The organism is Dermatobacter hominis (assembly GCF_020715685.1).
GTDB classification, from domain to species: domain Bacteria; phylum Actinomycetota; class Acidimicrobiia; order Acidimicrobiales; family Microtrichaceae; genus Dermatobacter; species Dermatobacter hominis.
Genome location: NZ_CP085840.1, coordinates 484,665 through 508,740 on the forward strand (window position 1 = coordinate 484,665; position 24,076 = coordinate 508,740).

At 73.2% G+C, this 24,076-nt stretch carries 26 protein-coding genes; 3 read left to right on the top strand and 23 right to left on the bottom strand.

What is annotated here, in order from left to right:
• Window positions 1–150 precede the first annotated feature (150 nt).
• Window positions 151–480 carry a hypothetical protein gene (locus tag LH044_RS02340; RefSeq protein WP_227758188.1) on the bottom strand — a complete coding sequence of 110 codons (330 nt, stop codon included), beginning with the start codon at window positions 478–480 and terminating at the stop codon, window positions 151–153.
• 212 nt (window positions 481–692) lie between these two features.
• Here LH044_RS02340 and LH044_RS02345 point away from each other — a divergent pair, with 212 nt between their 5' ends.
• On the top strand, window positions 693–1,445 hold the full coding sequence (locus LH044_RS02345) for a glycerophosphodiester phosphodiesterase (RefSeq protein WP_227758189.1): 753 nt from the start codon (window positions 693–695) through the stop codon (window positions 1,443–1,445).
• Here LH044_RS02345 and lepB read toward each other — a convergent pair.
• The 13 genes from lepB to arc all read right to left on the bottom strand — a co-directional run bounded on the left by lepB (window position 1,442) and on the right by arc (window position 16,610).
• Window positions 1,442–2,053, bottom strand: a complete 612-nt coding sequence (lepB, locus tag LH044_RS02350) for a signal peptidase I (protein WP_227758190.1) — start codon at window positions 2,051–2,053, stop codon at window positions 1,442–1,444. The genes LH044_RS02345 and lepB overlap by 4 nt on opposite strands.
• Before the next feature lie 20 nt (window positions 2,054–2,073).
• Window positions 2,074–3,027 (bottom strand): helix-turn-helix transcriptional regulator, encoded by a 954-nt coding sequence (locus tag LH044_RS02355; RefSeq protein ID WP_227758191.1) that lies wholly within the window; start codon window positions 3,025–3,027, stop codon window positions 2,074–2,076.
• A gap of 16 nt (window positions 3,028–3,043) precedes the next feature.
• Window positions 3,044–3,982, bottom strand: a complete 939-nt coding sequence (locus tag LH044_RS02360) for a helix-turn-helix transcriptional regulator (RefSeq protein ID WP_227758192.1) — start codon at window positions 3,980–3,982, stop codon at window positions 3,044–3,046.
• 6 nt (window positions 3,983–3,988) lie between these two features.
• Window positions 3,989–5,110 (bottom strand): DUF3866 family protein, encoded by a 1,122-nt coding sequence (locus LH044_RS02365; protein ID WP_227758193.1) that lies wholly within the window; start codon window positions 5,108–5,110, stop codon window positions 3,989–3,991.
• A gap of 1 nt (window position 5,111) precedes the next feature.
• On the bottom strand, window positions 5,112–7,325 hold the full coding sequence (locus LH044_RS02370) for a CocE/NonD family hydrolase (protein ID WP_227758194.1): 2,214 nt from the start codon (window positions 7,323–7,325) through the stop codon (window positions 5,112–5,114).
• A gap of 128 nt (window positions 7,326–7,453) precedes the next feature.
• Window positions 7,454–8,812 carry a Pup--protein ligase gene (pafA, locus tag LH044_RS02375; RefSeq protein WP_227758195.1) on the bottom strand — a complete coding sequence of 453 codons (1,359 nt, stop codon included), beginning with the start codon at window positions 8,810–8,812 and terminating at the stop codon, window positions 7,454–7,456.
• A 118-nt stretch (window positions 8,813–8,930) separates the two neighbouring features.
• Window positions 8,931–9,614: a proteasome subunit alpha gene (gene prcA, locus LH044_RS02380; protein ID WP_227758196.1), complete on the bottom strand. Its 684-nt coding sequence runs from the start codon at window positions 9,612–9,614 to the stop codon at window positions 8,931–8,933.
• A complete protein-coding gene (gene prcB, locus LH044_RS02385; protein ID WP_374210581.1) occupies window positions 9,611–10,387 on the bottom strand; it encodes a proteasome subunit beta in 777 nt (258 codons plus the stop codon). The genes prcA and prcB overlap by 4 nt, the downstream gene beginning before the upstream one ends.
• A 130-nt stretch (window positions 10,388–10,517) precedes the next feature.
• On the bottom strand, window positions 10,518–10,712 hold the full coding sequence (locus tag LH044_RS21815) for a ubiquitin-like protein Pup (protein ID WP_255626087.1): 195 nt from the start codon (window positions 10,710–10,712) through the stop codon (window positions 10,518–10,520).
• Between the two features lie 89 nt (window positions 10,713–10,801).
• Complete coding sequence (gene dop / locus LH044_RS02395) at window positions 10,802–12,316, bottom strand: depupylase/deamidase Dop (protein ID WP_227758198.1); 1,515 nt, start codon at window positions 12,314–12,316, stop codon at window positions 10,802–10,804.
• Between the two features lie 69 nt (window positions 12,317–12,385).
• The gene (locus LH044_RS02400) at window positions 12,386–13,417 is read right to left on the bottom strand and encodes a family 43 glycosylhydrolase (protein ID WP_227758199.1); all 1,032 of its coding nucleotides are present in this window, start codon (window positions 13,415–13,417) and stop codon (window positions 12,386–12,388) included.
• Window positions 13,405–14,778 (bottom strand): glycosyltransferase family 39 protein, encoded by a 1,374-nt coding sequence (locus LH044_RS02405; RefSeq protein ID WP_227758200.1) that lies wholly within the window; start codon window positions 14,776–14,778, stop codon window positions 13,405–13,407. The genes LH044_RS02400 and LH044_RS02405 overlap by 13 nt, the downstream gene beginning before the upstream one ends.
• 77 nt (window positions 14,779–14,855) lie before the next feature.
• Window positions 14,856–16,610 carry a proteasome ATPase gene (arc, locus tag LH044_RS02410; protein ID WP_374210582.1) on the bottom strand — a complete coding sequence of 585 codons (1,755 nt, stop codon included), beginning with the start codon at window positions 16,608–16,610 and terminating at the stop codon, window positions 14,856–14,858.
• Between the two features lie 360 nt (window positions 16,611–16,970).
• Between arc and LH044_RS02415 the strand changes: the two genes are divergently transcribed.
• Entirely contained in the window at window positions 16,971–17,207 is a 237-nt protein-coding gene (locus LH044_RS02415) for a ferredoxin (protein ID WP_374210583.1), read from the top strand.
• Between the two features lie 134 nt (window positions 17,208–17,341).
• On the opposite strand, the gene LH044_RS02420 is transcribed toward LH044_RS02415, so the two are convergent.
• The 5 genes from LH044_RS02420 to LH044_RS02440 form a co-directional block, all read right to left on the bottom strand.
• Window positions 17,342–17,821: a hypothetical protein gene (locus LH044_RS02420; protein WP_227758203.1), complete on the bottom strand. Its 480-nt coding sequence runs from the start codon at window positions 17,819–17,821 to the stop codon at window positions 17,342–17,344.
• A 78-nt stretch (window positions 17,822–17,899) separates the two neighbouring features.
• The gene (locus LH044_RS02425) at window positions 17,900–19,060 is read right to left on the bottom strand and encodes a MarP family serine protease (protein ID WP_227758204.1); all 1,161 of its coding nucleotides are present in this window, start codon (window positions 19,058–19,060) and stop codon (window positions 17,900–17,902) included.
• A gap of 31 nt (window positions 19,061–19,091) precedes the next feature.
• Window positions 19,092–19,865, bottom strand: a complete 774-nt coding sequence (locus tag LH044_RS02430) for a tRNA (adenine-N1)-methyltransferase (protein ID WP_227758205.1) — start codon at window positions 19,863–19,865, stop codon at window positions 19,092–19,094.
• A complete protein-coding gene (locus LH044_RS02435) occupies window positions 19,862–20,944 on the bottom strand; it encodes a tRNA(Ile)-lysidine synthetase (RefSeq protein WP_374210522.1) in 1,083 nt (360 codons plus the stop codon). Before LH044_RS02435 ends, LH044_RS02430 begins: the two co-directional genes overlap by 4 nt.
• Window positions 20,934–21,134, bottom strand: coding sequence for a MoaD/ThiS family protein (locus tag LH044_RS02440; RefSeq protein WP_227758207.1), 201 nt, complete (start codon window positions 21,132–21,134; stop codon window positions 20,934–20,936). Before LH044_RS02440 ends, LH044_RS02435 begins: the two co-directional genes overlap by 11 nt.
• A gap of 78 nt (window positions 21,135–21,212) precedes the next feature.
• On the opposite strand from LH044_RS02440, the gene LH044_RS02445 reads away from it, so the two are divergent.
• Window positions 21,213–22,106, top strand: coding sequence for an alpha/beta fold hydrolase (locus tag LH044_RS02445; protein ID WP_227758208.1), 894 nt, complete (start codon window positions 21,213–21,215; stop codon window positions 22,104–22,106).
• Between the two features lie 31 nt (window positions 22,107–22,137).
• Here the strand turns inward: LH044_RS02445 and LH044_RS02450 are convergent, their stop codons facing one another.
• The 4 genes from LH044_RS02450 to LH044_RS02465 form a co-directional block, all read right to left on the bottom strand.
• On the bottom strand, window positions 22,138–22,704 hold the full coding sequence (locus LH044_RS02450) for a hypothetical protein (protein ID WP_227758209.1): 567 nt from the start codon (window positions 22,702–22,704) through the stop codon (window positions 22,138–22,140).
• Window positions 22,704–22,916 carry a hypothetical protein gene (locus tag LH044_RS02455; RefSeq protein WP_227758210.1) on the bottom strand — a complete coding sequence of 71 codons (213 nt, stop codon included), beginning with the start codon at window positions 22,914–22,916 and terminating at the stop codon, window positions 22,704–22,706. Before LH044_RS02455 ends, LH044_RS02450 begins: the two co-directional genes overlap by 1 nt.
• Window positions 22,913–23,320 carry a hypothetical protein gene (locus tag LH044_RS02460; RefSeq protein WP_227758211.1) on the bottom strand — a complete coding sequence of 136 codons (408 nt, stop codon included), beginning with the start codon at window positions 23,318–23,320 and terminating at the stop codon, window positions 22,913–22,915. The genes LH044_RS02455 and LH044_RS02460 overlap by 4 nt, the downstream gene beginning before the upstream one ends.
• Before the next feature lie 116 nt (window positions 23,321–23,436).
• A complete protein-coding gene (locus tag LH044_RS02465) occupies window positions 23,437–24,072 on the bottom strand; it encodes an LON peptidase substrate-binding domain-containing protein (protein WP_227758212.1) in 636 nt (211 codons plus the stop codon).
• Between the last annotated feature and the right edge of the window lie 4 nt (window positions 24,073–24,076).

Below are 24,076 nucleotides of genomic sequence, written 5' to 3' on the forward strand. Positions count from 1 at the left end.
CCGTTCCCGTCGGGCCCGGTACGGCCCGTCGTCGGGCGCCCCCGGTCCGGGACGTGGCCGGGCGGGCGGTGACGGGCGGCACCGTCCGGGTCGCAGGGGCCCGCAGGACGGCGGACTCGGGATCGTGTGGCGCCGGGACGGCGCCGGGGGTCAGCGGTCCTTGATGGTGGTGAGGTTCGCGAACCAGTCCGGCGTGGACAGCAGGTCGTGGAAGTCGAGCACGTCGTCGTGGGTGATCGGCGACCCGCCGCGGGGCTCGGCCAGCTCGGCCGGCAGGTGCCACTCGGTGCAGTGCACCCCGGCGGCCAGGAGCACGTCGACGACGTGCTGCTCGGCGGGGCGGACCTCGATCATCCGGCACACGGGGCAGCGGAAGAGGTAGGTCGCCGACTCGTCGTCACGGCACTGGCGAACCCGCAGGTCGCGTGAACGCAGCTCCACGTCGCCGCAGTCGCTGCACGTCGCTCGGATGAGTGCCATCGTCGGGTGTCTCCTCTTCAGGTGCTCCACCTTCCTTCGGTCCGCACCCCGGGCGGGTTGACAATTCCTGCTCCGGTTCTTTCGCTGAACATCGGTCACCGACGGTGCACCACGTCCGACGCCGGCGGCGTACCGGCGCCGAGAGGCCGGGCCGCGGCACCGTGCGACCGGTGGCGACGAGCAGGCCGCGGTGGTGCCACGATGGGCCGTCGATGGCCGACCGACTCCCCTCGCTGCGGGTCCCCCCGATCCTCTTCGCCCATCGCGGCGCCCGTGCCCACGCGCCGGAGAACACGATCGAGGCGTTCACGCTGGCGCTGCGCCTGGGAGCGACGGGCATCGAGAGCGACGTGTGGCGCACCGCCGACGGCGCCGCGGTGCTCGACCACGACGGGCTCCTCCGGAAGGGCCTGCGCCGGATCCCGATCCGCGAGGTGGCCCGGGCCGACCTGCCCGCCTCGATCCCGACCCTGGCCGAGCTGTACGAGGCCTGCGGGACCGACGTCGAGCTCTCGCTCGACGTCAAGGACCCCGACGTGCTCGACGAGGTCCTGCGCACCGCCCGGACCGCCGGTGCGACCGAGCGGCTGTGGCTGTGCCACCCGGACCTGGACCTGCTGTCGTCGTGGCGCGACGCCTCCGGGGCCGTCCGCCTGGTGCACTCCACCCGCCTGGGTGCGATCGGCAAGCCCGAGCCCCACGCCGCCCACCTCCGCGAGCGGCGCGTCGACGCGGTGAACCTCCACCAGTCGGAGTGGACCGGTGGGATGGTGGCCCTCTACCACCGGTTCCACCGTCTCACCCTCGGCTGGGACGCGCAGCACGAGCGGGTGATCCGGGCGCTGCTGTCCACCGGGATCGACGGCGTCTTCTCGGACCACGTCGACCGCATGGTCGACGTGGCCGGCGAGGGCGGCCCGGGCGATGCCGACGAGGCGACCGAGCCGCTCGCGGGGAGCGACTAGAGCGAGCCCATCCGGCTCGGCGGCCACATCACCATGAAGGCGCGGCCGACGATCGTGTCCTCGGCGATCGGTCCGAAGACGCGGCTGTCCTGCGAGTCGCCCCGGTTGTCACCCATGACCCACACGTGGCCGTCGGGGATCGTCACGGGGTCGTCGAGCCCGTCGGACACGGTGCCGTCGGCGAGGTAGGGCTCCTCGAGCTGCCGACCGTTGACGTACACGTCGCCGTCCTTGGTCTGGACGGTGTCGCCGGGCAGCCCGATCACCCGCTTGATCAGGTCGTCGGGATCGTTCGGGCCGGCGTTCATGCCCTTGGGCCGGGCGAACACGATCACGTCGCCCCGGTTCACGTCGTGGAGGTCGTAGCTCAGCTTGTTCACCAGCACCCGGTCGCCCTCGAGGAGCGTCGGGTGCATGGAGGCGCTCGGGATCTGGAACGCCTGGATCAGGAACGTCTTGACGACGAAGGCGACGACGATCGCGCCGACGATCACCAGCGCCCACTCGACCATGTTCCTGGTCGACGAGCGCGACGACCGCTTGGAGCGCTTCGTCGGGGGCGCTTCGGGCGGTTCGCCAACGGGTCGGCCCACCGACGGATCGGACATCGGGTCGAGGCTACCGGCGCTCACCGGTACCGCCGCAGCACCCGGGCGGCCGCGTCCGCGGCGAGCGGCCGCAGGTCCTCGCCTGTCGTCGCGTCGTTGGCCTCGGCCCCGCTGCCCAGCCGGAGGAGCAGGCGCTGGAGCCAGGGTTCGGCCGTCACCCGCAGCTCGACGCGGACCCGTCCGTCGCCCTCGGCCGACACCGAGGTGGTCGGGAACGCCTCGACGATCCACTCGTCGCCGGCGTCGACGACCAGGACGACCGGCCGGCCCTCGCTCAGGTCGCCGTCGGGGTGCTGGTCGTCCTCACCGGCACCGGCGTGGGCCTCGACCGGGTCCCCGGTGAGCTCGGCCGTGGTGATGCGGTCGACGCGGAAGGCCCGGACGTCCTGCGCGGTGTGGCACCACGCCGTGAGGTACCAGTGGCCGCCGAGCGCCGCGACGCGGACCGGGTCGACCTCGCGCACCGAGCGCTCGTCGCGACCGAACGAGTAGTAGTCGATCCGCAGGCGGCGGCCGTCCTCGGCCGCCTGCCGCACCGTGCTGAGCACGGCCGGGTCGGCGTCACCGAGCCTCACGTCGACGGCGTCGGCGACCCCCTCGCCGAGCACCCGCGAGAGCTTGTCGACGGCGCGGGCCAGCACGGGGTCGGGATCGGGGCGGTCGAGCAGCGCCCGGCCGGCGGCGTAGAGCACCAGCGCCTCGTCTGGTGTGAGGCGCAGGGGACGGCGGAAGTAGTCGCCGAGGTGGACGAAGATCCGCCCGTCGTCCTCGACGATGGCGTCGACCCGGGCGTCGGGGGTGAACGGGTGGATCCCGACCTCGTACATGAGGAGGTCGAGGTCGGCGCGCAGGTCGCGCTCGGTCATGCCGAACCGGTCGCAGACCTGCTCGACGGTGGTGCCGGGCTCCTCGACGATCCACGGGAGGACCGACAGGATCCGCTCGACCCGCTCGGAGGCGGTGGCGACGCTCACGTGCGCCGGCCCCGGCTCACGCGGCGTCCCCGACGAACGCCTGCAGCCACCCCACGAGGTCCTCGCGGAGCGCCGGCGGGTCGAGCAGCTCGGCCCGTTCGAGGTGCGACAGGACGAAGCTGCGCAGCCCCGCCGCGCTCCGGACCTGGAGCTCCACGACCACCGAGCCGTCGTCACGCCGCTCCGCCACGACGAGGTCGGGGTCCTCGGCCAGCACCGGGCCGGCGACCGTCTCCTCGAGCAGCACGTGCGCGGTCGTCGCCGGGCCGTCGCCGAGCTCCCACGGTCGGAGGCGGACCCCCGGCAGGTCGGCGGGCGGCTCGAACGCCCCGGGCTCCCCCGTCTCGACCGGACCGGCGATGCGGTCGAGGCGGAAGCTGCGGGTGGCGTCGCGATCGACGTCGTGGCCACTCACGTACCAGCGGCCCTGCTCGTACTGCAGGCGGTGCGGCTCCAGGTGCCGCTCCTCGCTCCCGTAGGCGAAGCGGACCTGGCGGTGATCGAGCACCGCCTCGAACAGGGTCGACAGCGCGGCGGGGGCGGCGACGGCGCTGAGGGGCGCGGACTCGGCCGGCTCGGACCCGGTGACGCCGCCGAGCTTGCGGAGCGCGTCGTCGACCTCGTCGTACGGGATGCCCTCGAGCCGGACCGACGTCGCGGCGAGGTGCAGCGACGCCAGCTCCTCGGGCGTCAGGCCGGGGTCGGGCAGCTCGTAGCGGTCCCGACGGATCCGGTAGCCGGCCTTCGGCTGCTCGAGGTGCTCCACCACGACGGTCTCGACGGGCACGCCGGCCGAGCGCAGGTCGTCCTTGTCGCGCTCGAACGTCCGCCGGAACGTGTCGTCGGACTGGTCCTCGTAGCCCGGGACGCGGGCGCGCAGCTCGTCGGCGGTGAGCGGCACGGTCGACGCCTGGAGCGCCGCCACGATGTTGAGGAGCCGGTCGACCTTGGCCACGGCGGGTCAGTGTACGGGTCGGTCGTCGCCCGGCCGGACCGGTTCCGGCGGCGCCGTCCGCTCCCCCCGTGCCCCGTCGACCACCCCGCCGACCACACCGTCGACCAGACCGTCGACCAGGTCGGCGGCGAGCGCGCCGGCCGCAGCCGCCGCGGCGAAGAAGAGCGGGTCCCGGCCGACGTCGCGGCCCATCGTCGTCACCCGCATCCCGGCGCTCGCCAGCAGCTCGCCGGCGTCGGGGACGTCGGCCACGTCGAGCGCACGGACGCCGGGCAGGTCGGCGGCCTCGCTGGGCACGCTCGGGACCAGGGGCCGGGCCGAGGTCAGCCGGGCCACGGTGCCGACGTGGTGCGACACCCCCCGGTGGCGTTCCCGACCGTCGCCGTCGGAGGCGCGCACGCAGAGCACGGGCTCCCCGCCGAGGGCGGCGGCGGCGTCGAGCACCGACGCGGCCTCGACGGCGGTCGTCCCGAGGGCGGTCCCGGTGCCGACGACGCCCGGTCCCATGCCCACGACCACGACCTCGGCGCCGAGCGCGTGCACGGCCAGGCCGAGCGCGGCCGGCACCGACACGGCCTCGAGGTCGCCGCCGAAGGCGTGGCCGGCGGTGACGGTGCCGACCAGCAGCCCCCGCTGCGACAGCTCGTGCACGGTGTCGGAGAGCGCCAGGGGCAGGGCCGCGCCGTCGGTCATCACGTAGGCCACCCGCGTCCCGGGCCGTCGGGCCGCCGCGGCAAGGACGACCACCGGGACCTGGCTGTGCACCGTGCACGCCACGACCGGGACCCCGTCCAGCGGGTCGTCGCACTCGGGGTGCAGCAGCTCCGACGTGCCCACGTCGGCCTGCAGCGAGGTGTAGCGCAGCTTCATCACGTGGTCCGGGCCCGGCTGGACAAGCTCGTCGCGTGCGAGGTTCCAGTGCACGACGTGCCAGCCCCCGGTGCCGAGCCCGAGCTCGACCGCCGTGGTGTTCAGCACGACCCGATCGCCGACGGCGCACTCCCCCGCGAGCGCCGTGGTGGCGTACGCCCTGGCATCGGTGCCGTCGGGCATGCGGACGGCGATCCGTTGCAGGCCCGGTCGGGCCGACAGGAGCTCGGTGACGAGCGCGGTGCGGAACGTGGGCACGTCAGCCGCCGGCCGAGCCCACCGGCTCCGCGTGGGCGGCGACGTTCGAGATCGGTCGCGCCTCGCGCGCCGGCTGGCCCCGCAGCGCGCCGGGCGCGGGCAGGTCCTCGGGGTGGTCGATCACCACGTCCCACGCCGGCAGGACGAGCGCGGAGGCGTGGTCGCCGCCGCGCCCGACCTGGTGCGTCGCGCCGTCGACCACCGGGTTCTCGAAGCACCAGAACGGGTGGTCCCGGCCGGGGGTGGACAACGTGAGCCGCAGCCGGGAGCCGGGTCGCAGCAGCGCGGTGAGCGGGTAGACGGGGAGCCGGAAGCGGATCCACTCGCCGGGCACCAGCGCCCGCCGGTCCTCGGGGGCGAAGGTGTAGTCCACCCGCAGCTCGTCGGACAGGGCCGGGTCCTCGACCCGGTGGACGGGCCGGTGCCAGCCGCACTGCAGCCGGACCTCGTGCCCGTCGGGGCGGATCTCGGTCAGCGTGGCCTGCACCGCCGTGTCGGACGTGCCGGGGCGGAGCCACAGGTCGACGTGCCCGGAGCCGGCCACGACGAGCGGGGACTCGAGCGGCTCGGTCTCGTACGAGGCGGTGCAGCCGTCGGGGAACCGGGTCCAGTCGATCGGGACGCTCGTGCCGGCGAAGCGGTCCATGTCGACCAGGAGGTCCTTCGAGTAGGCCTCCTCACCCGCGTCGGGGTCGTCGCGGTACTCGTCCACGCCCGCGGTCGCAGGCGCGTCGTCGACGAGCCGTCCGCCGTCCGCGAGGTGGAGCCGGCGGGGCCGCACACCGGGCGGCGGGAAGGTGTCGGTGCCGATCTCGAAGCGGTGGGCCGTGGCGCCGGGGACCTCGTGGCCCGCCCCGTTCTCGAACAGCAGCCGGACCCGGGGCTCGGACCGGTACTCGGCCAGTGCGGCCTCCAGGTCGTCGCCGTGGTGGCCGAAGCGGTCGGCCTCCAGTTCGGGGCTGAACCCGAAGACCTCGGCGAACTGGGCCGGGGCGAACATGCGGATCATCTCGTGGACCTTCGGGACCCGCCGGGCCACGTGGAAGTTGAGGAACTCGAACCACCGCAGGATCACCATCGGGCTGTAGCCGTCGGGGTGGTGCCCGTTGAACAGGACGTAGCGCTGCTCCGGGCTGTTGGCGAAGTCCTCGAGCATGAGGGCGAACCGGCTGCCCGTCTGCTCGTCCTGCCACGCACCGGTCAGGTACACCGGCACCTGGATCCGCCCGACCATCTCGGCGAGGAACCGGGAGCGCTGCAGCGCCTGGAAGTCCTGCGACGAGCGGCCGAACTGCTCGAAGTCGAAGTTCTGCGTCCGGATGCGCTGGTTGTCCCGGGCGACCTCGTCGCCCGCCTCGATCCGGCGCTGGTCCCACGACTGGCCGCCCGCGGTCGTCGCCCGGTCCCGGGCGGCGACCCAGGCGCGGGTGAAGCCGGAGTTGTAGATGCCGCCGGGCCACTGCTGGCGCCACGGGTCGTCGATCACCGACAGCGGCGTGATGCACGCGAGCGACGGCGGTTGCGCAGCCGCCACGTAGAGCTGCGTGATGCCCGGGTAGCTCAGGCCCACCATGCCGACGTGGCCGTGGAGCACCCAGGGCTGCCGCGCCACCGTCTCGACCACGTCGTAGCCGTCGGCGGCCTGGGCCGGGCTGAACAGGTCGAACACCCCGCCCGAGCACCCGGTGCCGCGCATGTTGACGCCCACGGCGGCGAAGCCCATGAGGTTCGCGAGCAACGTGCCCGGCTGGGGTGCGTCGGGGTCCGACGGCGTGTAGCCCGAGTACTCGACGACCGTCGGCCAGGGCGGCGGGCCGTAGAGGTCCTGGTTCGGGAACCGCACCATCACCGACAGCTCCACGCCGTCGCGCATCGTCATGTAGCCGAAGCCCTCGGGCAGCTCCCGGTCGTAGAACGAGGGATCCGGCACGTCGGCCAGGCCGATCACGTGCACGCCGCCGAGCTCGGTGCCGTCGTCGCCGTGGACGGTGTAGTCACCGGCCTCGAGCGGCCGGCCGCCCGCCACCATCGCGGAGAGGGCCTTCGGCGAATCCACGACGATCGGGTGCTCGGGGACGAAGGCCAGGTGGGCGTTGCCCGCGTGGTCCGCCACGAGCGTCACCACCTCCGTGCCGTCCGAGCGCCGCACCTCGAGGTGCGTCCCGGGGACCGCCCCGGTGATCGTCAACGTCTCCACGCCGCCGCTGATGTCCATCTCGTCCCCCTCGTCGGCACCCGCCTGCGGTGCGCGTCCCGCGATGGTGCTCCGGCGGGGGCGCGCCGGTCCAGCACCGAGGGCCGGCGTGGAGCCACCGGGGCCGGACGGCGAGCCCGGAACCGGCGCTAGAGGGACTCGATGAGGCGCTCGACCCGCTCGTCGTAGGCCTTGAACGGGTCCTTGCAGAGGACGGTGCGCTGGGCCTGGTCGTTCAGCTTCAGGTGCACCCAGTCGACCGTGTAGTCCCGCTTGCGCTCCTTGGCCTTGCGGATGAACTCGCCCCGCAGCCGGGCCCGGGTGGTCTGCGGCGGCGTGTCGATCGCCTCCTCGATGTCGGCGTCGGTCACGATCCGCTCGACCCGACCGGCCCGCTGCAGCTTGTAGAACACCGACCGCTCGCGGCTGATGTCGTGGTACTGCAGGTCGAGCAGGGCGACCCGCGGGTGCGACAGCGGGATGTCGTGGCGCTCCCGGTAGGCCTCGATCAGGTTGTGCTTCGTCACCCAGTCGATCTCGCGGTCGAGCGACAGCGGATCGCGCTCCAGGCCGGTGACGACGTGCTCCCACATGTCGAGCGCCTGCTTCTCCTGGGTGTTCAGGTCGTGGTTCTCGGCGTAGCGCAGCGCCCGGTTCAGGTACTCGGACTGGATCTCGAGCGCAGAGGCCTCGCGGCCGTTGGCCAGGCGGACCCGGCGCGTGCAGGTGATGTCGTGGGAGATCTCGCGGATGGCCCGGATCGGGTTCTCGAGCGTCATGTCCCGCAGCACGACCGTCGGGTCCTCGAGCATCCGCAGGATGAGCGCCGTGGCCCCGACCTTGAGGTAGGTGGCGTACTCGCTCATGTTCGAGTCGCCGACGATGACGTGGAGCCGCCGGTAGCGGTCCGAATCAGCGTGCGGCTCGTCGCGGGTGTTGATGATCGGCCGGGACCGCGTGGTCGCGGAGCTGACGCCCTCCCAGATGTGCTCGGCCCGCTGGGCCATCGAGAACTGGGCGCCCCGGGCCGTCTGCATGACCTTGCCGGCGCCGGCGTAGATCTGGCGGCTCACCAGGAACGGGATGAGGACCTCGGTGTAGTGCGTGAGGTCGTCGTGGCGGCTGGTCAGGTAGTTCTCGTGGCAGCCGTAGCTGTTGCCCGCAGAGTCGGTGTTGTTGCGGAACAGGTAGATGTCGCCGCGGATGCCCTCCTCGGCGAGCCGCTGCTCGGCCGACTCGAGCAGCTGCTCGAGGATCCGCTCGCCGGCCTTGTCGTGGGCGACGAGGTCGGTGAGCGAGTCGCACTCGGGCGTGGCGTACTCGGGGTGGGAGCCGACGTCGAGGTAGAGCCGGGCGCCGTTGGCGAGGAAGACGTTCGAGGACCGGCCCCACGACACGACCCGACGGAACAGGTACCGGGCGACCTCGTCCGGGCTGAGGCGTCGCTGCCCGCGCAGGGTGCAGGTGACGCCGTACTCGTTCTCCAGCCCGTAGATCCTGCGCTCCATCGCGCGGCCAACCTACCCCGAGGTCCCGCGGAAACCGCGGCGTCGACGTGAACTCTGCGTGTCGGGCGCCGGCCGGCGCCGTCCCGGCCCGGGGCGCCCGGCCGCCGGCGGGAGCAGCTCAGTCCTCGGAGAGGAGGGCGGCGAGCTCGTCGTCCTCGATGCGGTGGAAGGTCCGGCGGCCGTTGCCCCGGACCAGCACCGCCACCTCGAGCTCGGTCGCCGGGATCGTCCGGTCCGGGCCGGCCAGCGCGCCGACGGCGGCCCCGAGGGCGTCGGCCAGCGGGCCCCCCTCGGTCCACGCCGCCCCCAGCCGCTCGCCGATCGCCTCCGCCTCGCCCCCGAGCACGGCCCAGCCGGTCTCGTCGATGAGCGTGCCGTCGTAGAGGATGTGGAACAGCTGGTCGCCGGAGGGCTCGTGGCCGACCTCGGCCACGAGGATCTCGACCTCCATCGGCTTCATCTCGTGGGTGAAGACCTGGCCGAGGATCTGGGCGTACTGGTTGGCGAGGCTCCGGGCGTCGACGTCCTCGCGGCTGAAGGAGAAGCCCTTCAGGTCCGCGTGGCGGACGCCGGCGATGCGGAGCTGGTCGAACTCGTTGTACTTGCCGACCCCGGCGAAGCCGATCCGGTCGTAGATCTCGGAGACCTTGCGGAGCATCCGCGACGGGTTCTCGGCGCACAGCAGGACGCCGTCGTCGTAGGTGCAGGCGACGAGGGCACGACCCCGGGCGATGCCCTTCCGGGCGTAGTCCGCCCGGTCCTTCATCATCTGCTCGGGAGCGACGTAGAACGGCATGCTCATCGGAGGTCACCTCCCCCGGAGACGCCGCCGGTCTCGGTGCCGCCGCGTGCGCCCTCCATCTCCTGGTAGAGCGTCACGTAGCGCTGGCGGAGCTCGTCGTCGCCGACCCGCTCGAAGCCCGCCGCCGTGATCGTCGCCACCACGGGGAAGATGCCCCGCAGCAGGTCGGGGCCCCCGGTGGCCGAGTCCTCGTCGGCGGCCTCGTAGAGCGCCCGCAGCACGAGGTCGACGACGGCCTCGCGGTCCAGGCCCTCGCGGAAGCCGAGCTTCACCACGGTCCCGGCGTGCAGGCTGCCCGACCCGGTGGCGGCGTGGTCGTGCTCCTCGTAGCGGCCGCCGGTCACGTCGTACTGGAAGAGCCGGCCGCGGCTGGAGTGCGTGTCGTAGCCGGCGAAGATCGGCACCACCGCCAGGCCCTGCATGGCCGCCGGCAGGTGGTTGCGGACCATCTGCGACAGCTGGTTCGCCTTGCCCTCGAGGCTGATCGGCGAGCCCTCGACCTTCTCGTAGTGCTCCAGCTGCAGCTGGAAGAGCCGCACCATCTCGACGGCCGGACCGGCGGCACCGGCGATCGCGACGCCCGAGTGGCGGTCCGCCGGGAACACCTTCTCGATCGTGCGATGGCTGATGAAGTTCCCTGACGTCGCACGCCGGTCACCGGCCATCACGACGCCGTCGGCGAAGCGCACCGCGACGCAGGTCGTGCCGTGCGTGATGGCCAGGCCGCCGGGCCCGAGCGCGTCGACCGCACCGGCCGGGAGCGGCGGCACCAGGCCGGCGCGCCGGACGAGCTCGGCGAAGTTCGGGCCCGGGTCGTCCTGGGGGCTGTAGAGGGGCAGGTTCACGGGCGGCAGCGTACAAGCAGTCCGCGCCCGGCCTGCGTTGGTGCAGGCGGCACTGGGGCTACTGGCCGCCCTTCTGGATGTAGGCCTTCACGAAGTCGTCGGCGTTGGTCTCGAGCACGTCGTCGATCTCGTCGAGCAGCTCGTCCAGCTCCGCCTTGATCTTCTCCCCGGCCTCGGTGGAGGCGGGCGCCTCCTCGACCTCGTCCGAGCGACGCTGGGGAGCCGGCTTCTTCTTGAGTTCTCTCTCTGCCATGTGGGGGTACACCTCCGCGTCACGTGCACGGTACCGCGCGCCTCCTCCGGATCGGGTGCACGTTCCGGGTGATCCCGGATCCGCGACCCTCAGCGGCCGAGGCGGTCGAGCAGATCCGACGCGGAGCTGGCGGCGTCGAGCAGCTCGCCCACGTGCTCCTCGGTCCCCCGCGCCGGTTCCAGCATCGGCACCCGGCGCAGCGACGAGCCGCCGGTGTCGAACACCAGCGAGTCCCAGTTGGCGGCGACGATCTCGGACGCGAACCGCTCCAGGCAGCGCCCCCGGAAGTAGGCCCGGGTGCCGCTCGGGGGCTCGGTCATCGCGATGCGCACCTCGTCGTCGTCGGTGAGGCGCTCGAGGCCCAGCTTGCGGGCCAGGCAGCGCCCGGGCCGGAGGTCGTGGTACTGGAGGTCCATCGCCGCGAGCCGGGGATCGGACCACTCCATGCCGTCGCGCTCCCGGTACGCCTCGTACAAGCGGTACTTCGCCACCCAGTCGAGCTGGTCCGACAGCGTCATCGGGTCGGCGTCGAGCCCCGACAGCACGGCCTCCCATCGCGACAGGACCGCCTCGCCGACGTCCTCGGGTCCGAGCGCGTCGAGCCCGCGCGACTCGGCGTAGTCGCGGGCCCGGCCGAACAGCTCCCACTGCAGGTCGAGGGCCGTCCGGCGCGAGCCGTCGGCCATCTCGAGCGGTTGCGCCAGCGAGAGGTCCCACGACACCTGGTGCATGGCGGGGACCGGCCGGGCCAGCGCGAGCGGCGCGCCCAGCACGTCGTCCTCGACCATCGCGAGGACGAGCGCCGTGGTGCCGAGCTTGAGGAACGTCTGGACTTCGCTGAGGTTGGCGTCGCCGGTGATCACGTGGAGCCGGCGGTACTTCTGCGCGTCTGCGTGGGGCTCGTCCCGGGTGTTGATGATCGGCCGCTTGAGCGTCGTCTCGAGGCCGACCTCCTCCTCGAAGAAGTCCGCCCGCTGGGTGAGCTGGAACGGCACCTCGTCGGTGCGCATGCCGGGCGCCTCGGAACCGACCTTGCCCGCGCCGGTGAAGATCTGGCGGGTGACGAGGTGGCCGGTCGCGTGGGCGACGATGCGACCGAAGGGCACCGCCCGGTCGACCAGGTAGTTCTCGTGGCAGCCGTAGCTGTTGCCCTTGCCGTCGGAGTTGTTCTTGTAGACGACGATCTCCTGGTCGTCGGGCAGCATCGACGTCGCGGCCGCCATCGACCGGATCAGGATCTCCTCGCCGGCGCGGTCGTGGGTCAGCGCGGTGAGGGCGTCGGGCGCCTCGGGGCAGGAGTACTCGGGGTGGGCGTGGTCGACGTAGTACCGGGCGCCGTTGGTGAGCACGGCGTTGACCAGGTGGGTCTCGACCTCGGGTGCGAGCGAGAGCAGCAGCGTCTCCTCGCGGGCGTCGTTGCCGGGCGACTCGTCGTCGAAGTTCCAGCCGACCCGCTGCGTGCGGTGCGAGCCCCGCTCCCCCTCGAGGGCGGCCAGGTAGGCGTTGATGAGCATCGACGACGCGGAGATCGGGTTCGACTCCCCCGCGCCGCGCACGAGGATGCCGTACTCCGTCTCGATGCCGCAGATCTTGGCGATGGCCACGGTTCGTGACCCTACGTGATCGCGCTCGACGCCCCGAGGTCGGGGCTCACCCGGCCGTGGCGCAGCGCTTCACTTCACGACGCTCAGGGTCACCGAGGGCTCGACGCGCAGGTGCTCGATCGACGCGGAGCGACCTCCCGAGGTGGTCTCCCAACCGGCCTGGAACGTCGAGTAGATCGCACGCTGGGCGCCGTCGCGGTCCTGGAAGAAGCTCAGGCCGCCCGGGCCGCTCCGACCGTTGGACGACTGGATCCAGGGCCCCGACGGATCGCTGGTGCACGGCCCGGTCGGGGAGGCGCAGCGGGCGATCCCGGTCGAGTAGCCGCCCTCGTACCACCGGCCGGCCGAGTACGCGAGCAGGTAGTTGCGGCGTGAGCGGTCGTAGACCATCGAGGGGTTCTCGATGAAGTGGTACTCCCACGGGTGGTCGCGGCCGAGGACCATCGTCGCCGGGCCCGAGATGTTCCCCCAGGCGTCGAGCGGGAAGACGTGGATCGGGTCCTCGGTGCCGCCGAACGCCATGTAGAGCCACCGTCCGCCGTTCGCGTCGGTGAACACGTCGGGGTCGAGCGCGCCGTGCGCCCAGTCGATGCCGCACGTGATCGGCTGCGCCTCGGGCACGAACGGGCCCGAGGGCGACGAGGCGAGGGCCCGGCCGACGCACTGCGGGTTGGCCGGGTCGGGCGGCGACGTCCGATCCGCGCTGAAGTACATGATCCACGTGCCGCCGAAGCGGGCGACCGTGGGCCCCCACAGCTGGCGCGGTCGAGCCGCCCACGGCGGCTTCTGCGGCATGCCCTCGACGGTCACGGCGTTCTTCTGCGAGAGCGTGTACGCCCGATCGATGTCGGTGAGCCTCGTCACCGGCGCCCGCAGGTGGTTGTCCGAGCCGTAGACGTAGTACGTCCCGCCGTCCTCGACGACGAACGGGTCCGACGTCTCGGGCAGCCGCACCGCCTCGACCGCCACCTTCGTGACGGGCCCGAGCGGCACCTGGCAGCCCGTGGCGAGCGCCACGGCGGCGAGGAGCAGCAGGGCCGTCGACGCCGCGCTGCGACGTCGGGTCGTGCGCGACGGGCGCGCCGCGCTCAGGCGTCGCATGTGGCACCCCTTCCTCTCGGGCCGGACGGACCGACCTCCGCATCGCCCGGCGGCGGACCGGCGGCACCGGCGCGCCGCTCGTGGAGCCAGGCGGCGAGGTAGCCGACGCCGACGCACATCAGCAGGTCGAACGGGCCACGCAGGCGCGGGACCGACACGGTCACCAGGCTGAGCGCGACGAGCGTGCCCACGATCGCGATCGCCGGCCACGTCCGCCGGTCGCGGCGGCGCAGGACCGTGCCGGCCAGCCCGGCCGCGACCAGGATCGGGAACAGGACCAGCGTGGCGTCGCGGAACGCGGGGTCACGGCCGTCGACGTACTCGGCCTCGACCGCGCGGTGCCCCGGCAGCTCGAGCATCGTCGCCGCGCCGTCGACGGCGCGGCGGAGCACGGCATCGGGGTTCGAGCGCATCCCGTCGACCCCGAGGTCGACGAGGCGGTCGCTCCACGCCGCCTCGTCGCGCTCGAGCTCGCGGACGCCGTGGCGCTCGTACCACGGGTCGCCCGTGGGGTCCTCGAACAGCCCGCTCTCGATCGCCGGCGGCCCGTACAGCGCGGCGAGGGTGAAGCCGTCCGACGTCACCAGTCTCGGGGTGCCGACCTGGACGGCGTTGCGGACCGCCCAGGGCGCCACGACCAGCAGGCACACGCCCACCGCCGCGGCGGCGCGACGCCAGCCGACCGCCCGCCAGAGGACCACCGCGACGACCACGACGACGAGCGCCGCGTTCGGCCGGGCGAGCAGCAGCAGGCCGCTCAGCGCGCCGGCGAGCGCCCACCGGTCGTCGAGCAGGGCCAGCAGGATCCCGAGGAGCAGCAGGAGGCCGAGCGGCTCGCTCACCGTGACGGTGTCGTTCGCGACCAGGGCGGGCGCCACCGCGACGGCGAGTCCGGCGACGAGCCCGGCCCGGTCACCGGCGATGCGCCGTGCGTACGTGACCGTGAGCGCGATCACGACGAGCCCCAGCACGAGCGACAGGGCCCGACCGGGCCAGAGCGCGTCGGGCCCGGCGATCCTCGTCGGCACCGCGAGGAGCGCCGGGTACAGCGGGGGCCGGAACGCCGTGGCGTGGGCGACGCCGCCGGGGAACGTCGAGCTCAGTCCGTCGCCGGCGGCCAGCGACCGGGCCAGCTCGACGTACTGGCGGGCATCGGAGCGGGGCACCCAGTCGGGGTTGACCAGGGCCCAGTGCAGCGCGCGGAGCGCCGCACCCACGGCGACCGGGACCGCCCACAGCGGTGGTCGGGGCGCGGCGAGCGGACCGGACCCGGACCCCGGACGGGTCCCCGGCTCGGACGGCCCCGCCGCACCGCGGGGCGGGGCGGCGGCGTCGACGGCGGGAGCGACCGCGCTGCGCACCCATCGACTCTACGGAGCCGGAACGGCGATCCCGCCGGGGCAGCCCTGGAACCACCCGGCCGGCGCTGAGCGCCGGCTCAGAGGTACTGGCCGGTGGCCACCGCCTCGATCGAGCGGCCGCCGGTCGCGTCCTCCTTGGTGTCGTCGTGCACCAGGGTCCGCACGTAGACGATGCGCTCGCCCTTCTTGCCGGAGATCTTCGCCCAGTCGTCGGGGTTGGTCGTGTTCGGCAGGTCCTCGTGCTCCTTGTACTCCTGGTGGATGGAGTCGACGAGGTCCTGCACCCGCACGCCCCGGGCGCCGCCGTCGAGCTGGCGCTTGATCGCCAGCTTCTTGGCCCGCCGGACGACGTTCTCGATCATGGCCCCGGACGAGAAGTCCTTGAAGTACATGACCTCCTTGTCGCCGTTCTGGTACGTGACCTCCAGGAACTGGTTCGCCTCGTCGGTCCGGTACATCTCGTCGACGGTCCGCTCGATCATGGCCATCACGGCCTTGGCGGCGTCGCCGCCGCCGAGCGAGGCGATCTCGTCGGTGTCGAGGGGCACGTCGGTCGTCAGGTAGCGGGCGAAGATCTGCGATGCCGCCTGCTCGTCGGGGCGGTTGATCTTGATCTTCACGTCGAGGCGGCCCGGTCGGAGGATGGCGGGGTCGATCAGGTCCTCGCGGTTCGACGCACCGATCACGATCACGTTCTTGAGCGTCTCGACGCCGTCGATCTCGGCCAGCAGCTGCGGGACGATCGTCGCCTCCATGTCGGACGAGATGCCGGTGCCGCGGGTCCGGAAGAGCGACTCCATCTCGTCGAAGAAGACGATCACCGGCGTGCCGTCGGCCGCCTTCTCGCGCGCCCGCTGGAACACCAGGCGGATGTGGCGCTCGGTCTCGCCCACGTACTTGTTGAGCAGCTCGGGGCCCTTGATGTTCAGGAAGTAGCTGCGGGCCTCCTTGCCGGTGGCCTCGGTCACCTTGCGGGCGAGCGAGTTGGCGACGGCCTTGGCGATCAGCGTCTTGCCGCAGCCGGGCGGGCCGTAGAGCAGGATGCCCTTCGGCGCCGGCAGCGCGTACTCCCGGAACAGCTCCTGGTGCAGGAACGGCAGCTCGACCGCATCGGTGATCGCCTCGATCTGGTCGTCGAGGCCGCCGATGTCGGAGTAGTCGATGTCGGGCACCTCCTCGAGCACGAGCTCCTCCACCTCGGGGCGGGGCAGCTTCTCCAGGAGGAGGGCCGAGCGGGTGTCCATCAGCACGGTGTCACCGGCACGGAGGCGCTCGTCGAGGAGCTGGTCGGCGAGCTCGGCGACGCGCTCCTCGTCGGCCCGACCCACCACCAGGGCGCGGCGGCCGTCGCCGATGAGCTCCTTGAAGGTCACGATCTCGCCCGCGATCTCGGGCTCGCGGACCATCACGACGTTGTAAGCGTCGTTGAGCACGACCTCGCAGCCCCGGTGGAGGTCGTCGACGTCGATGCCGGGCGAGATCTCGACCCGCATCTTGCGGCCGGCTGCCTGCACGTCGACCGTGCCGTCGTCGTTGACGCCGAGCAGGGTCGCGTACGCGGCCGGCGGCTGGGTCAGCTTCTCGACCTCCTCGCGGAGGGCGGCGATGTGGTCGCGGGCCTCCCGGAGCGTGAAGGTCAGCTTCTCGTTCTGGCTGACGGCCTGGGCGAGCTGGCCCTTCGTCTCGAGGAGGCGCTCCTCCAACGTGCGGACCCGCTTGGGCGCGTCCTGCAGGCGGCGCACGAGCTGGGAGACCTCGTCCTCGAGGTCGCGGACCTGCTCCCGCAGGACGTCGACGTCGTCGGCACCGCCGTGCTCGTGGGCGGCTGGCAGGTGGCTCTCCTCGTCGGGCACCGGACCTCCTCGTGGGTCGGCCGGCCGATGGTCTCGTCGGCTGGGCGTGGTGCGGTCGCACCCCTCCGGAGTGTCTACCCCCGCGGATGGCCGACGCGTGGCCATCCCCGGTCACGGTCCGGTGACGAGTCGGTCACGGGGCGGTCACGACGGCGTTGCGGCAGCGTGACGGGTGGCCGAAGAGTTTCCACCGCGATTGCCGTGCAAATTCCCGGCGAGGGCTATGCTGGATCCCCGGAGGCCACGGTCACCGAGACGGTGCCCGCTGGTCCACGGAGACAGTGCCCCGCCCCCTCCCCGATGGGGCCCGACCCGAAGGCAGGAAGACCGAACATGGGCATGAAGGTGTGGATCGACCAGGACCTGTGCACGGGTGACGGGCTGTGCGAGGAGATCTCGCCGGCGGTGTTCACCCTGCTCGACGACGGGCTCGCCTACGTCAAGGAGGGCGACAAGGTCTTCAACGACCCCGCAGGCGCCGAGGGCCTGGCCAACATCCCCGACGGCGAGCTCGAGGGCGTCATCGAGTCGGCCGAGGAGTGCCCCGGCGAGTGCATCTTCATCGAGGTCGAGTGACCCCTCCGCTCGTCTGACCCGACGAGCGCACCGGGCGCCGGGCCCTCGGGCCGGCCCCGACCGATCGAACGCGACTGCGGCGGAGCCTTCGGGCTCCGCCGCAGTCGCGCCCGGGCGCGTCCGCGCTCGTCGGCTCAGGGCGCCGCGGAGGTCGTGGTCGTCGGCTCCGTGGTCGTCGTCGTCGGCGCCGTGGTGGTCGTGGTCGGCGGGCGCGTCGTCGTGGTCTGCGGCCGGGTGGTCGTGGTCTGCGGCCGCGTGGTCGTGGACTCGGGCCGCGTCGTGGACGTGGTCGTTGACGAAGTGGTCGTGGTGGTCGTGTCGTCGCTGTCGCTCGCCCGCACGACGGCGAAGGCCACGAGCGCGACGAGGACCACGAGCAGCACGATGACCGCCCAGGCCCAGCCGGGGACGCCCCGCTTCTCCTCGGGCGGCTCGACAGGACCTCCTGGGTACTGGCCGGGTGGGTACTGGCCCGGCGGGTACTGGCCGGGCGGGTACTGACCCGGCTGGGAGGGGTCCTGGCCGTACGGCCCCGGCGGCTGGCCGGGCTGCTGCGCCGGCATGATCCGGGTCGGGTCCTCGTCGGGCCCCGTCGGCGGGTACTGGTCGGTCATGTCGGTCCTCCGGCTCCGTTCTCCAGCCGGAGGGTGACGCTACCCGTGGCCCGGGGCCGGATCGGTGACCCCCCCTGGTCAGGTCAGGCACTCCCCCGTCGGCACGGGCTCCTGCGCCCCGCCGGCGAGGAGCGCACGGAGCTGCTCCTGCTCCAGGGCGTAGGCCACGCCGTCCCGGTCGGGGGCGATCGCCACGGCCACCGCGACCACCGTGCCGTCGCTGCGGACGACGGCGCTGCCCGAGTCACCCGGCTCGAGGTCGCTGGCGAGCACCAGCAGCTCGCGCCGGACCTCGCGGCGGTCGTAGATGTCGAGGCCGGTGGCGTCGATCGACTCGCCCACCTCGAACGGCGACGGCCGGAACGGTCCACCGCCGGGGAACCCCATGACCAGGCCTCGGTCACCGGTCTCCGACGGCCCGAGCGGGAGCGCGGGCCGGTCGAGGTCGGTGGCGAGCAGCGCGAGGTCGACCGACGGGTCGAACGCGACCACCTCGGCGTCGGCCTGCTCGCCCTCGGTCGTCACCAGCTCGACGTCGGTCGTCCCCGCGACGACGTGGGCGTTGGTCGCGACGAGGCCGGGGGCGACGACGAAGCCGCTGCCCGACTGCACCATGTCGCAGGCGCTGCCCTTCACCTGCACGACGCTGCGGGCGAGCTGCGCCATCCGGGCGTCGTCGATCGGGGTGTCGGTCGGGGCGGGCGGCAGCTCGGGTGTGGGCGCGTCGCCCGTGAACAGCTGGGGGAACCGACCGTCGAGGGCCTGGCGCTCGAGGTCCAGGAGCCCGGCCGGCGGCTCGGGCAGGTGGTCGAGGCTGAAGCCCGCGAGCGCGGAGCCGCTCGTCGACGACGCGGACCACCCCTCGGTCTGCGACATCACGGGGAAGAGCAGCCAGGCGATGACGGCGACGCCGACGACGCCCAACGCGGCCCCGCCCACCTGGTCCAGCCGTCGGGCCGCGCCCGGGCGCACCGGTGGCGCCAGCCGGGATCCGATGGCGGAGCCGATCCCCTGCCCCAGCGAGGCGAGCACGACCAGCACGCTGAGGCCGACGAGCACGACCGCGCTGCCGGAGGTGAGGTCGAGCCGGTCGAGCAGGGGTGGGAGCACGGCGACCGCGAGCGCGAGCCCGAGGCCCGCCCCGATCCAGCCGACCGACCGCGTCAGGAACCCGAGCCGCCACCCCCCGACCGCGGCCAGGACGGCGGCCACGACGATGACGACGTCCAGGCCGTTCACGGTCGCCCCCTCCCGGCCCGGCGCCGTCGGGTCAGGCGCCCAGCCGGGCGACGGTGAGGAACCCCGTGTGGGCCACCATGCGGTGGTCGGGCCGCACCGCCTGGCCCTCGACGTACCACCCTCGCTGGAGCACCTCGGTGGTGCTGGGGGCGAAGAAGCGGGAGCGGTCGAGCGCACCGCGCAGCTGCGCCACTTGCATCACGCTGGGCGTGTACGCCAGCAGCAGGCCGCCGGGGCGCAGCGCCTTCTCGGCGTGGGGCACGACCTGCCACGGCTCGGGCAGGTCGAGCACGACGCGGTCGACGTCGCGCTCGTCGATCCCCTCGTAGCAGTCGCGGAGCTCGACCTGGTACCGGTCGAGCACGTCGGCGCCCATGAACCGCTCGACGTTCTGGCGGGCCCGGTCGGCGAAGTCCTCGCGCAGCTCGTAGCCGACGATGTCGGCGCCGGCGCGCAGCATGCCCATCGACAGGGCGCCGGAGCCGACGCCGCTCTCGAGCACCCGGACGCCGGGGCCGATGTCGGCCATCATCAGGATCGGGCCGATGTCCTTCGGGTAGATCACCTGCGCGCCGCGGGGCATCTTCAGGATGAACTCGCTGAGCGTCGGTCGGACGACGAGCAGCGACTGGCCCCGCGTGGTCTGCACCGTCGAGCCCTCGGCGACGCCGATGACGTCGTCGTGGCGGATGTAGCCGGAGTGGAGGTGGAACTCCTTCCCGGCGGTGAGCGTCGCCTGGTAGCGCCGGTCCTTGTTGTCGATGAACTGGACCAGGTCGCCTTCGGCGAGGAGGGGGTCGGTCACGTGGCGCTCGTCCCTGTCGTGGGGCCGGAGGTGGCACCGGCGGTCGTGGTCGCGTCGTCGTCCGGCCGGGTGGCGGCCCGCGGCGTGATGGCGACCGGCTGCACGACCGGTCCCTCGGGCGCCCGGCCGCCGGCCCGCTCGACCAGGCGGCAGAAGGCGCACAGCTCCGTCGACGTCGGCGAGCCGCAGCGGGGGCACGGCCGGAGCGCGCCGTCGGCGTCGGCGTCGCCGTCGTCGGGAGCCGGCTCGGGCTCGAAGCGGTCCGCGGCCCGGCGCAGGAACGAGAAGTAGAAGTCGGCCTTCGAGCCCGGTGAGCGGACCTCGATCTCGTTCAGCGCCTCCTTGTAGCCGAGGTGCTTGTTGCCCGCCGACATCGGGCACTCGTCGACGAGGTAGTCGATGCCGTTGACGATGCAGTACGCCGCGGTCTCTCGCTCCGACAGCCTGACCAGCGGCTTCACCTTGCGCGGGAAGCCGTCCCCGGCGGGCAGCACCGGGCGCTGGCGGCCGAGGTACTCGGTCTGCCAGTGCAGGACGTTGCCGAAGAGGACCGCGGCCTCGTCGTCGAGGTTGTGCCCGGTGACCACGACGTCGTAGCCGCCCTCGACCGCGGCGCGGTCGAACAGGTGCCGCTTCGACAGGCCGCAGGCGCTGCACGGGGTGCGGCGGGCGGCCCGGGACCCGGTCGGCACGTCGTAGCCGTAGGTCTCGACCAGGTCGAGCTCGATCAGGTGGAGGCCGCGGTCGGCGGCGAACCGCCGGGCGTAGCCCCCGGAGGTGTCGCTGTAGTCGCCGATGCCGAGCCCGATGTAGAAGCCGTCGGCCCGGTAGCCGAGGCCGAGGAGCAGGTCCCATACCGCGAGCGAGTCCTTGCCGCCCGACACGGCGACGAGCACCCGGTCGTCGGGCTGCAGCATTTCGAAGTCGGCGATGGCCCGCTCCACCTGGTCGCGGCAGAAGCGGGTGAAGTGCTCGGGGCAGAAGTTGGCGTTGTGCCGCTTCAGGTCGATCACCGCGGGTCCGCGGCAGACGCGGCACTTCACGGCGCCGTCCCGACGTGGGGAGCGCTCACGCGGCACCGCCCGAGATGACCGGCCGCACCTCGACGACGTCGTCGGGTTCGAGGCGCTCGTCACCCGGGACGATCGTGCCGTTGCGCACCACCAGCACCGACTCGCGGTTGATGTCGAGGCGTTCGAGGAGGACCGACACCAGCACCGGGGCGTCGGCCTCGACCTCTCGTTCGGGGTTGCGGAGGCGGACGAGCACGGGCCCCATCATGGAGGATGGACGGGGTGACGTCACAGCCGCCCCGTCGCGGCGCGGCCCGTCGCTAGGGTCCGGGCCGTGACCACCTGGATGCACCCCGAGATCGGCGACTGGGAGGCCCGGGGACGCCGCGTCGCGGCGTCGGGCCCGACCCTCGGCGACGTCGACGTGTTCGTCGTGGACGCCCCGGCGCGCACGTCCGAGGAGCTCGAGCCGCTGGTGGTCGTCCACGGCTTCCCGACGTCGAGCTTCGACTTCGCCCACCTCGTCGACCAGCTGTCGGATCGGCGCCGCGTGGTCCTGGTCGACCTGCCGGGCTTCGGCCTGTCCGACAAGCCCGACGCGCCCTACCGGGTGGCCGGGAGCGCCGACGCCGTGGCGTCGGTCTGCGACCAGCTCGGCCTCCGCCGGTTCGCGCTGCTGTCGCACGACATGGGCGACACCGTCGTGGGCGAGCTGCTGGCCCGCCAGCTCGACGGCGACTGGGACGTCGACGTGACCCGCCGGGTGGTGACCAACGGCAGCATCTACATCGAGATGGCGCACCTGACCGACGGGCAGCTGATGCTGCTGTCGATGCCCGACGAGCGCGCCGCCCGGGGACCGGGTCCCGAGCTCCTCGCGGCGAGCCTCGTGGCCACGCTGGCCCCGGCGCACGCAGACGTCGACATGTCGGCGCACGCCGAGCTCCAGTGCCACCTCGGCGGCGACCGGCTCCTGCCGCGGATCATCCGCTACATCGAGGAGCGGCGTGCCGACGAGGCGCGGTTCACGGGGGCCATCGAGGCGCACCCCTCCGATCTGCACGTCGTGTGGGGCCCGGAGGACCCGATCGCCGTCGCTGCGATGGCGGATCGACTCGTCGCAGCGCGACCCGACGCGACGCTCACGTGGATCGAGGGCGCCGGGCACTACCCGCAGCTCGAGGAGCCCCGGTCGTACCTGGAGGCGCTGCGAGCGGCGATCGGCTGAGCGTCCCGACGGCACCGGCGGGTGCGCCGGCTCAGTCCTCGGCGGCGTCGTGGAAGCGCACCTGCTCCTTGCGGCCGGCGAGCCCACGCCGGCGGCGCACCGCCGCGAAGCGCTCGGCCCGCACCACGTCCAGCTCGGTGCTCACCCGCTCGAGCTCGTCGTGGACGGCGACCTGCTTGCGGCTCGGCGCCATCAGCCGGTCGAAGCGGGCGCCCCGGACGGCCTCACGGGCGGCGGCCGACGCGTGGCGGCGGGTGCCGACCCGACGGCGGTCGAGCCGCCGCTGCGCGGCCCGGAGCTTGCGGGCGGCACGGCGCTGGCGCCGTGTCGGGGCCGCGAGGTGGCGGTCCTGGGACTGCAGCGAGGCCTTGCGCTTGGCCAGCGCCCGCTCCTGGCGCGTCGGGGCGGGGCGGGCCACCACGGTGAAGCTCTCGCCGGGACGGAGGCGGACGTTCGACACCGGGATCTCGTCGCGGTCGACCGCCTTGCGCGCCTCGTCGACGAGGTAGACGGACGCACGGCCGGCGACGTCGGCGGCGAACCCGTCGCCGAGCAGCTTCGAGACGGCCTTGGCCCACAGCCAGGACCAGATCGACATCAACCGCGCCGGACCTCGATGACGGCGGACGCCCGCTTCCCGCCGCGCCGGCCGAGCAGGAAGGCCGCGAGGAGCAGGAGGACCCCGATCACCAGGCCGACGGCGACGATCTGGTTCTTGGCCTCCTGGACCTGCTCCTGGGCCTCGCCCTGGATGTCGCCGAGCTTGTTCTTGATGTCGGCGGGGGTGATCGGTCCGGACGGTTCGGTCATCGGGCGCTCCCCTGCTTCTGGGTGAACCGGTACAGCTTCATCACGAAGAGGCCGGCGAGGACGGCCCCGACGACGCCGGTGATCGCGTAGGGCGCCCAGCTCCACGTGCCGCCGTCGACCTCGAGCGGGTCGTTGAACAGCTCGATCTCCTGCAGCCCGCGGAGCAGCGCGAGGAGCCCGAAGCACAGGCCGACGCCGATGAGCAGGGCACCGCTGATGCCGAAGCTCAGGTAGCGCTTCAGCGTCTTGAGGGGATCGACCGTCTCCTGCTTGGCGTACGCGACGACCAGGTCCTTGAGCTCGGTCGCCTGGGCGATCGGTCCGCTCGGGCCGGGCGGGGCCGACCACAGCCGTGTGGTCGAGCGGTCCCCGTCGGTGCCGGGTCTGGTGGTCGTGTCGGCCACGCGTGGTCCTCCTGGGTCCCCGATGTTGTAGCACCCGAGCGACACCTGCCCGGCGCCCGGCCGATCGATTCCCGAGACGTCGGTCCCACCCGGCCGGCCGCTTCGGCCGGCCCGGCTCAGTCGCCGAGCGCCAGCCGGGCCCGCAGCACGTCCTCGTGCTCGGCGAGCAGCCCGGTCAGCACCTGGAGGCGGTCCAGCGGGCCCTCGGCCTCGAGCACCGACTGACGGTCGAGCGGCCCGAGGGGCGACAGCACGCCGAGCTGGTAGGAGCGCTCGACCGGGTCGTCGCTCAGCTCGAGCGGCTCGGGCAGCCCGGGACTCCCGAGCTCGGAGCCGAGCGCGGCGACCCGCCGCACGCGGGCCTCGACCGCGGCCAGCGCATCGTCGAGGTCGAGCCCGCCGGCGCCGGCGTCGGGCCAGTCCTCGACCACCGCCGCGGGGTACGGGTCCTCGGGCGACCACGAGCGCACGCGGACGCGGCGGGTCCCGACGCACATCAGGGCCCACCGGCCGTCGGGCGCCTGCTGGGCCTCGAGCACCGTGGCCACGCAGCCCACGTCGAGGCGCTGGTCGCCGCCGCCGACCTCGCTGCCCCGGGCGATCAGGACGACGCCGAACTCGGGCGGGTCCGATGCGAGCACGTCGTCGACCATGCGCCGGTAGCGCTCCTCGAACACGTGCAAGGGCAGCAGCATCGACGGCAGGAGCACCGAGCCGAGGGGGAACATCGGCATCGGGCCCGGTGGCGCCACGCCC

Bases quoted from the DNA above. Each gene is read 5' to 3' on its own strand.
- LH044_RS02420 (WP_227758203.1), bottom strand. From the start codon at position 17,821: ATGACCGACCAGTACCCGCCGACGGGGCCCGACGAGGACCCGACCCGG.
- prcA (WP_227758196.1), bottom strand. From the start codon at position 9,614: ATGAGCATGCCGTTCTACGTCGCTCCCGAGCAGATGATGAAGGACCGG.
- pafA (WP_227758195.1), bottom strand. From the start codon at position 8,812: ATGGAGCGCAGGATCTACGGGCTGGAGAACGAGTACGGCGTCACCTGC.
- LH044_RS02455 (WP_227758210.1), bottom strand. From the start codon at position 22,916: ATGACCGAACCGTCCGGACCGATCACCCCCGCCGACATCAAGAACAAG.
- LH044_RS21815 (WP_255626087.1), bottom strand. From the start codon at position 10,712: ATGGCAGAGAGAGAACTCAAGAAGAAGCCGGCTCCCCAGCGTCGCTCG.
- LH044_RS02345 (WP_227758189.1), top strand. From the start codon at position 693: ATGGCCGACCGACTCCCCTCGCTGCGGGTCCCCCCGATCCTCTTCGCC.
- LH044_RS02400 (WP_227758199.1), bottom strand. From the start codon at position 13,417: ATGCGACGCCTGAGCGCGGCGCGCCCGTCGCGCACGACCCGACGTCGC.
- LH044_RS02370 (WP_227758194.1), bottom strand. From the start codon at position 7,325: ATGGACATCAGCGGCGGCGTGGAGACGTTGACGATCACCGGGGCGGTC.
- LH044_RS02415 (WP_374210583.1), top strand. From the start codon at position 16,971: ATGAAGGTGTGGATCGACCAGGACCTGTGCACGGGTGACGGGCTGTGC.
- LH044_RS02450 (WP_227758209.1), bottom strand. From the start codon at position 22,704: ATGTCGATCTGGTCCTGGCTGTGGGCCAAGGCCGTCTCGAAGCTGCTC.
- LH044_RS02340 (WP_227758188.1), bottom strand. From the start codon at position 480: ATGGCACTCATCCGAGCGACGTGCAGCGACTGCGGCGACGTGGAGCTG.
- lepB (WP_227758190.1), bottom strand. From the start codon at position 2,053: ATGTCCGATCCGTCGGTGGGCCGACCCGTTGGCGAACCGCCCGAAGCG.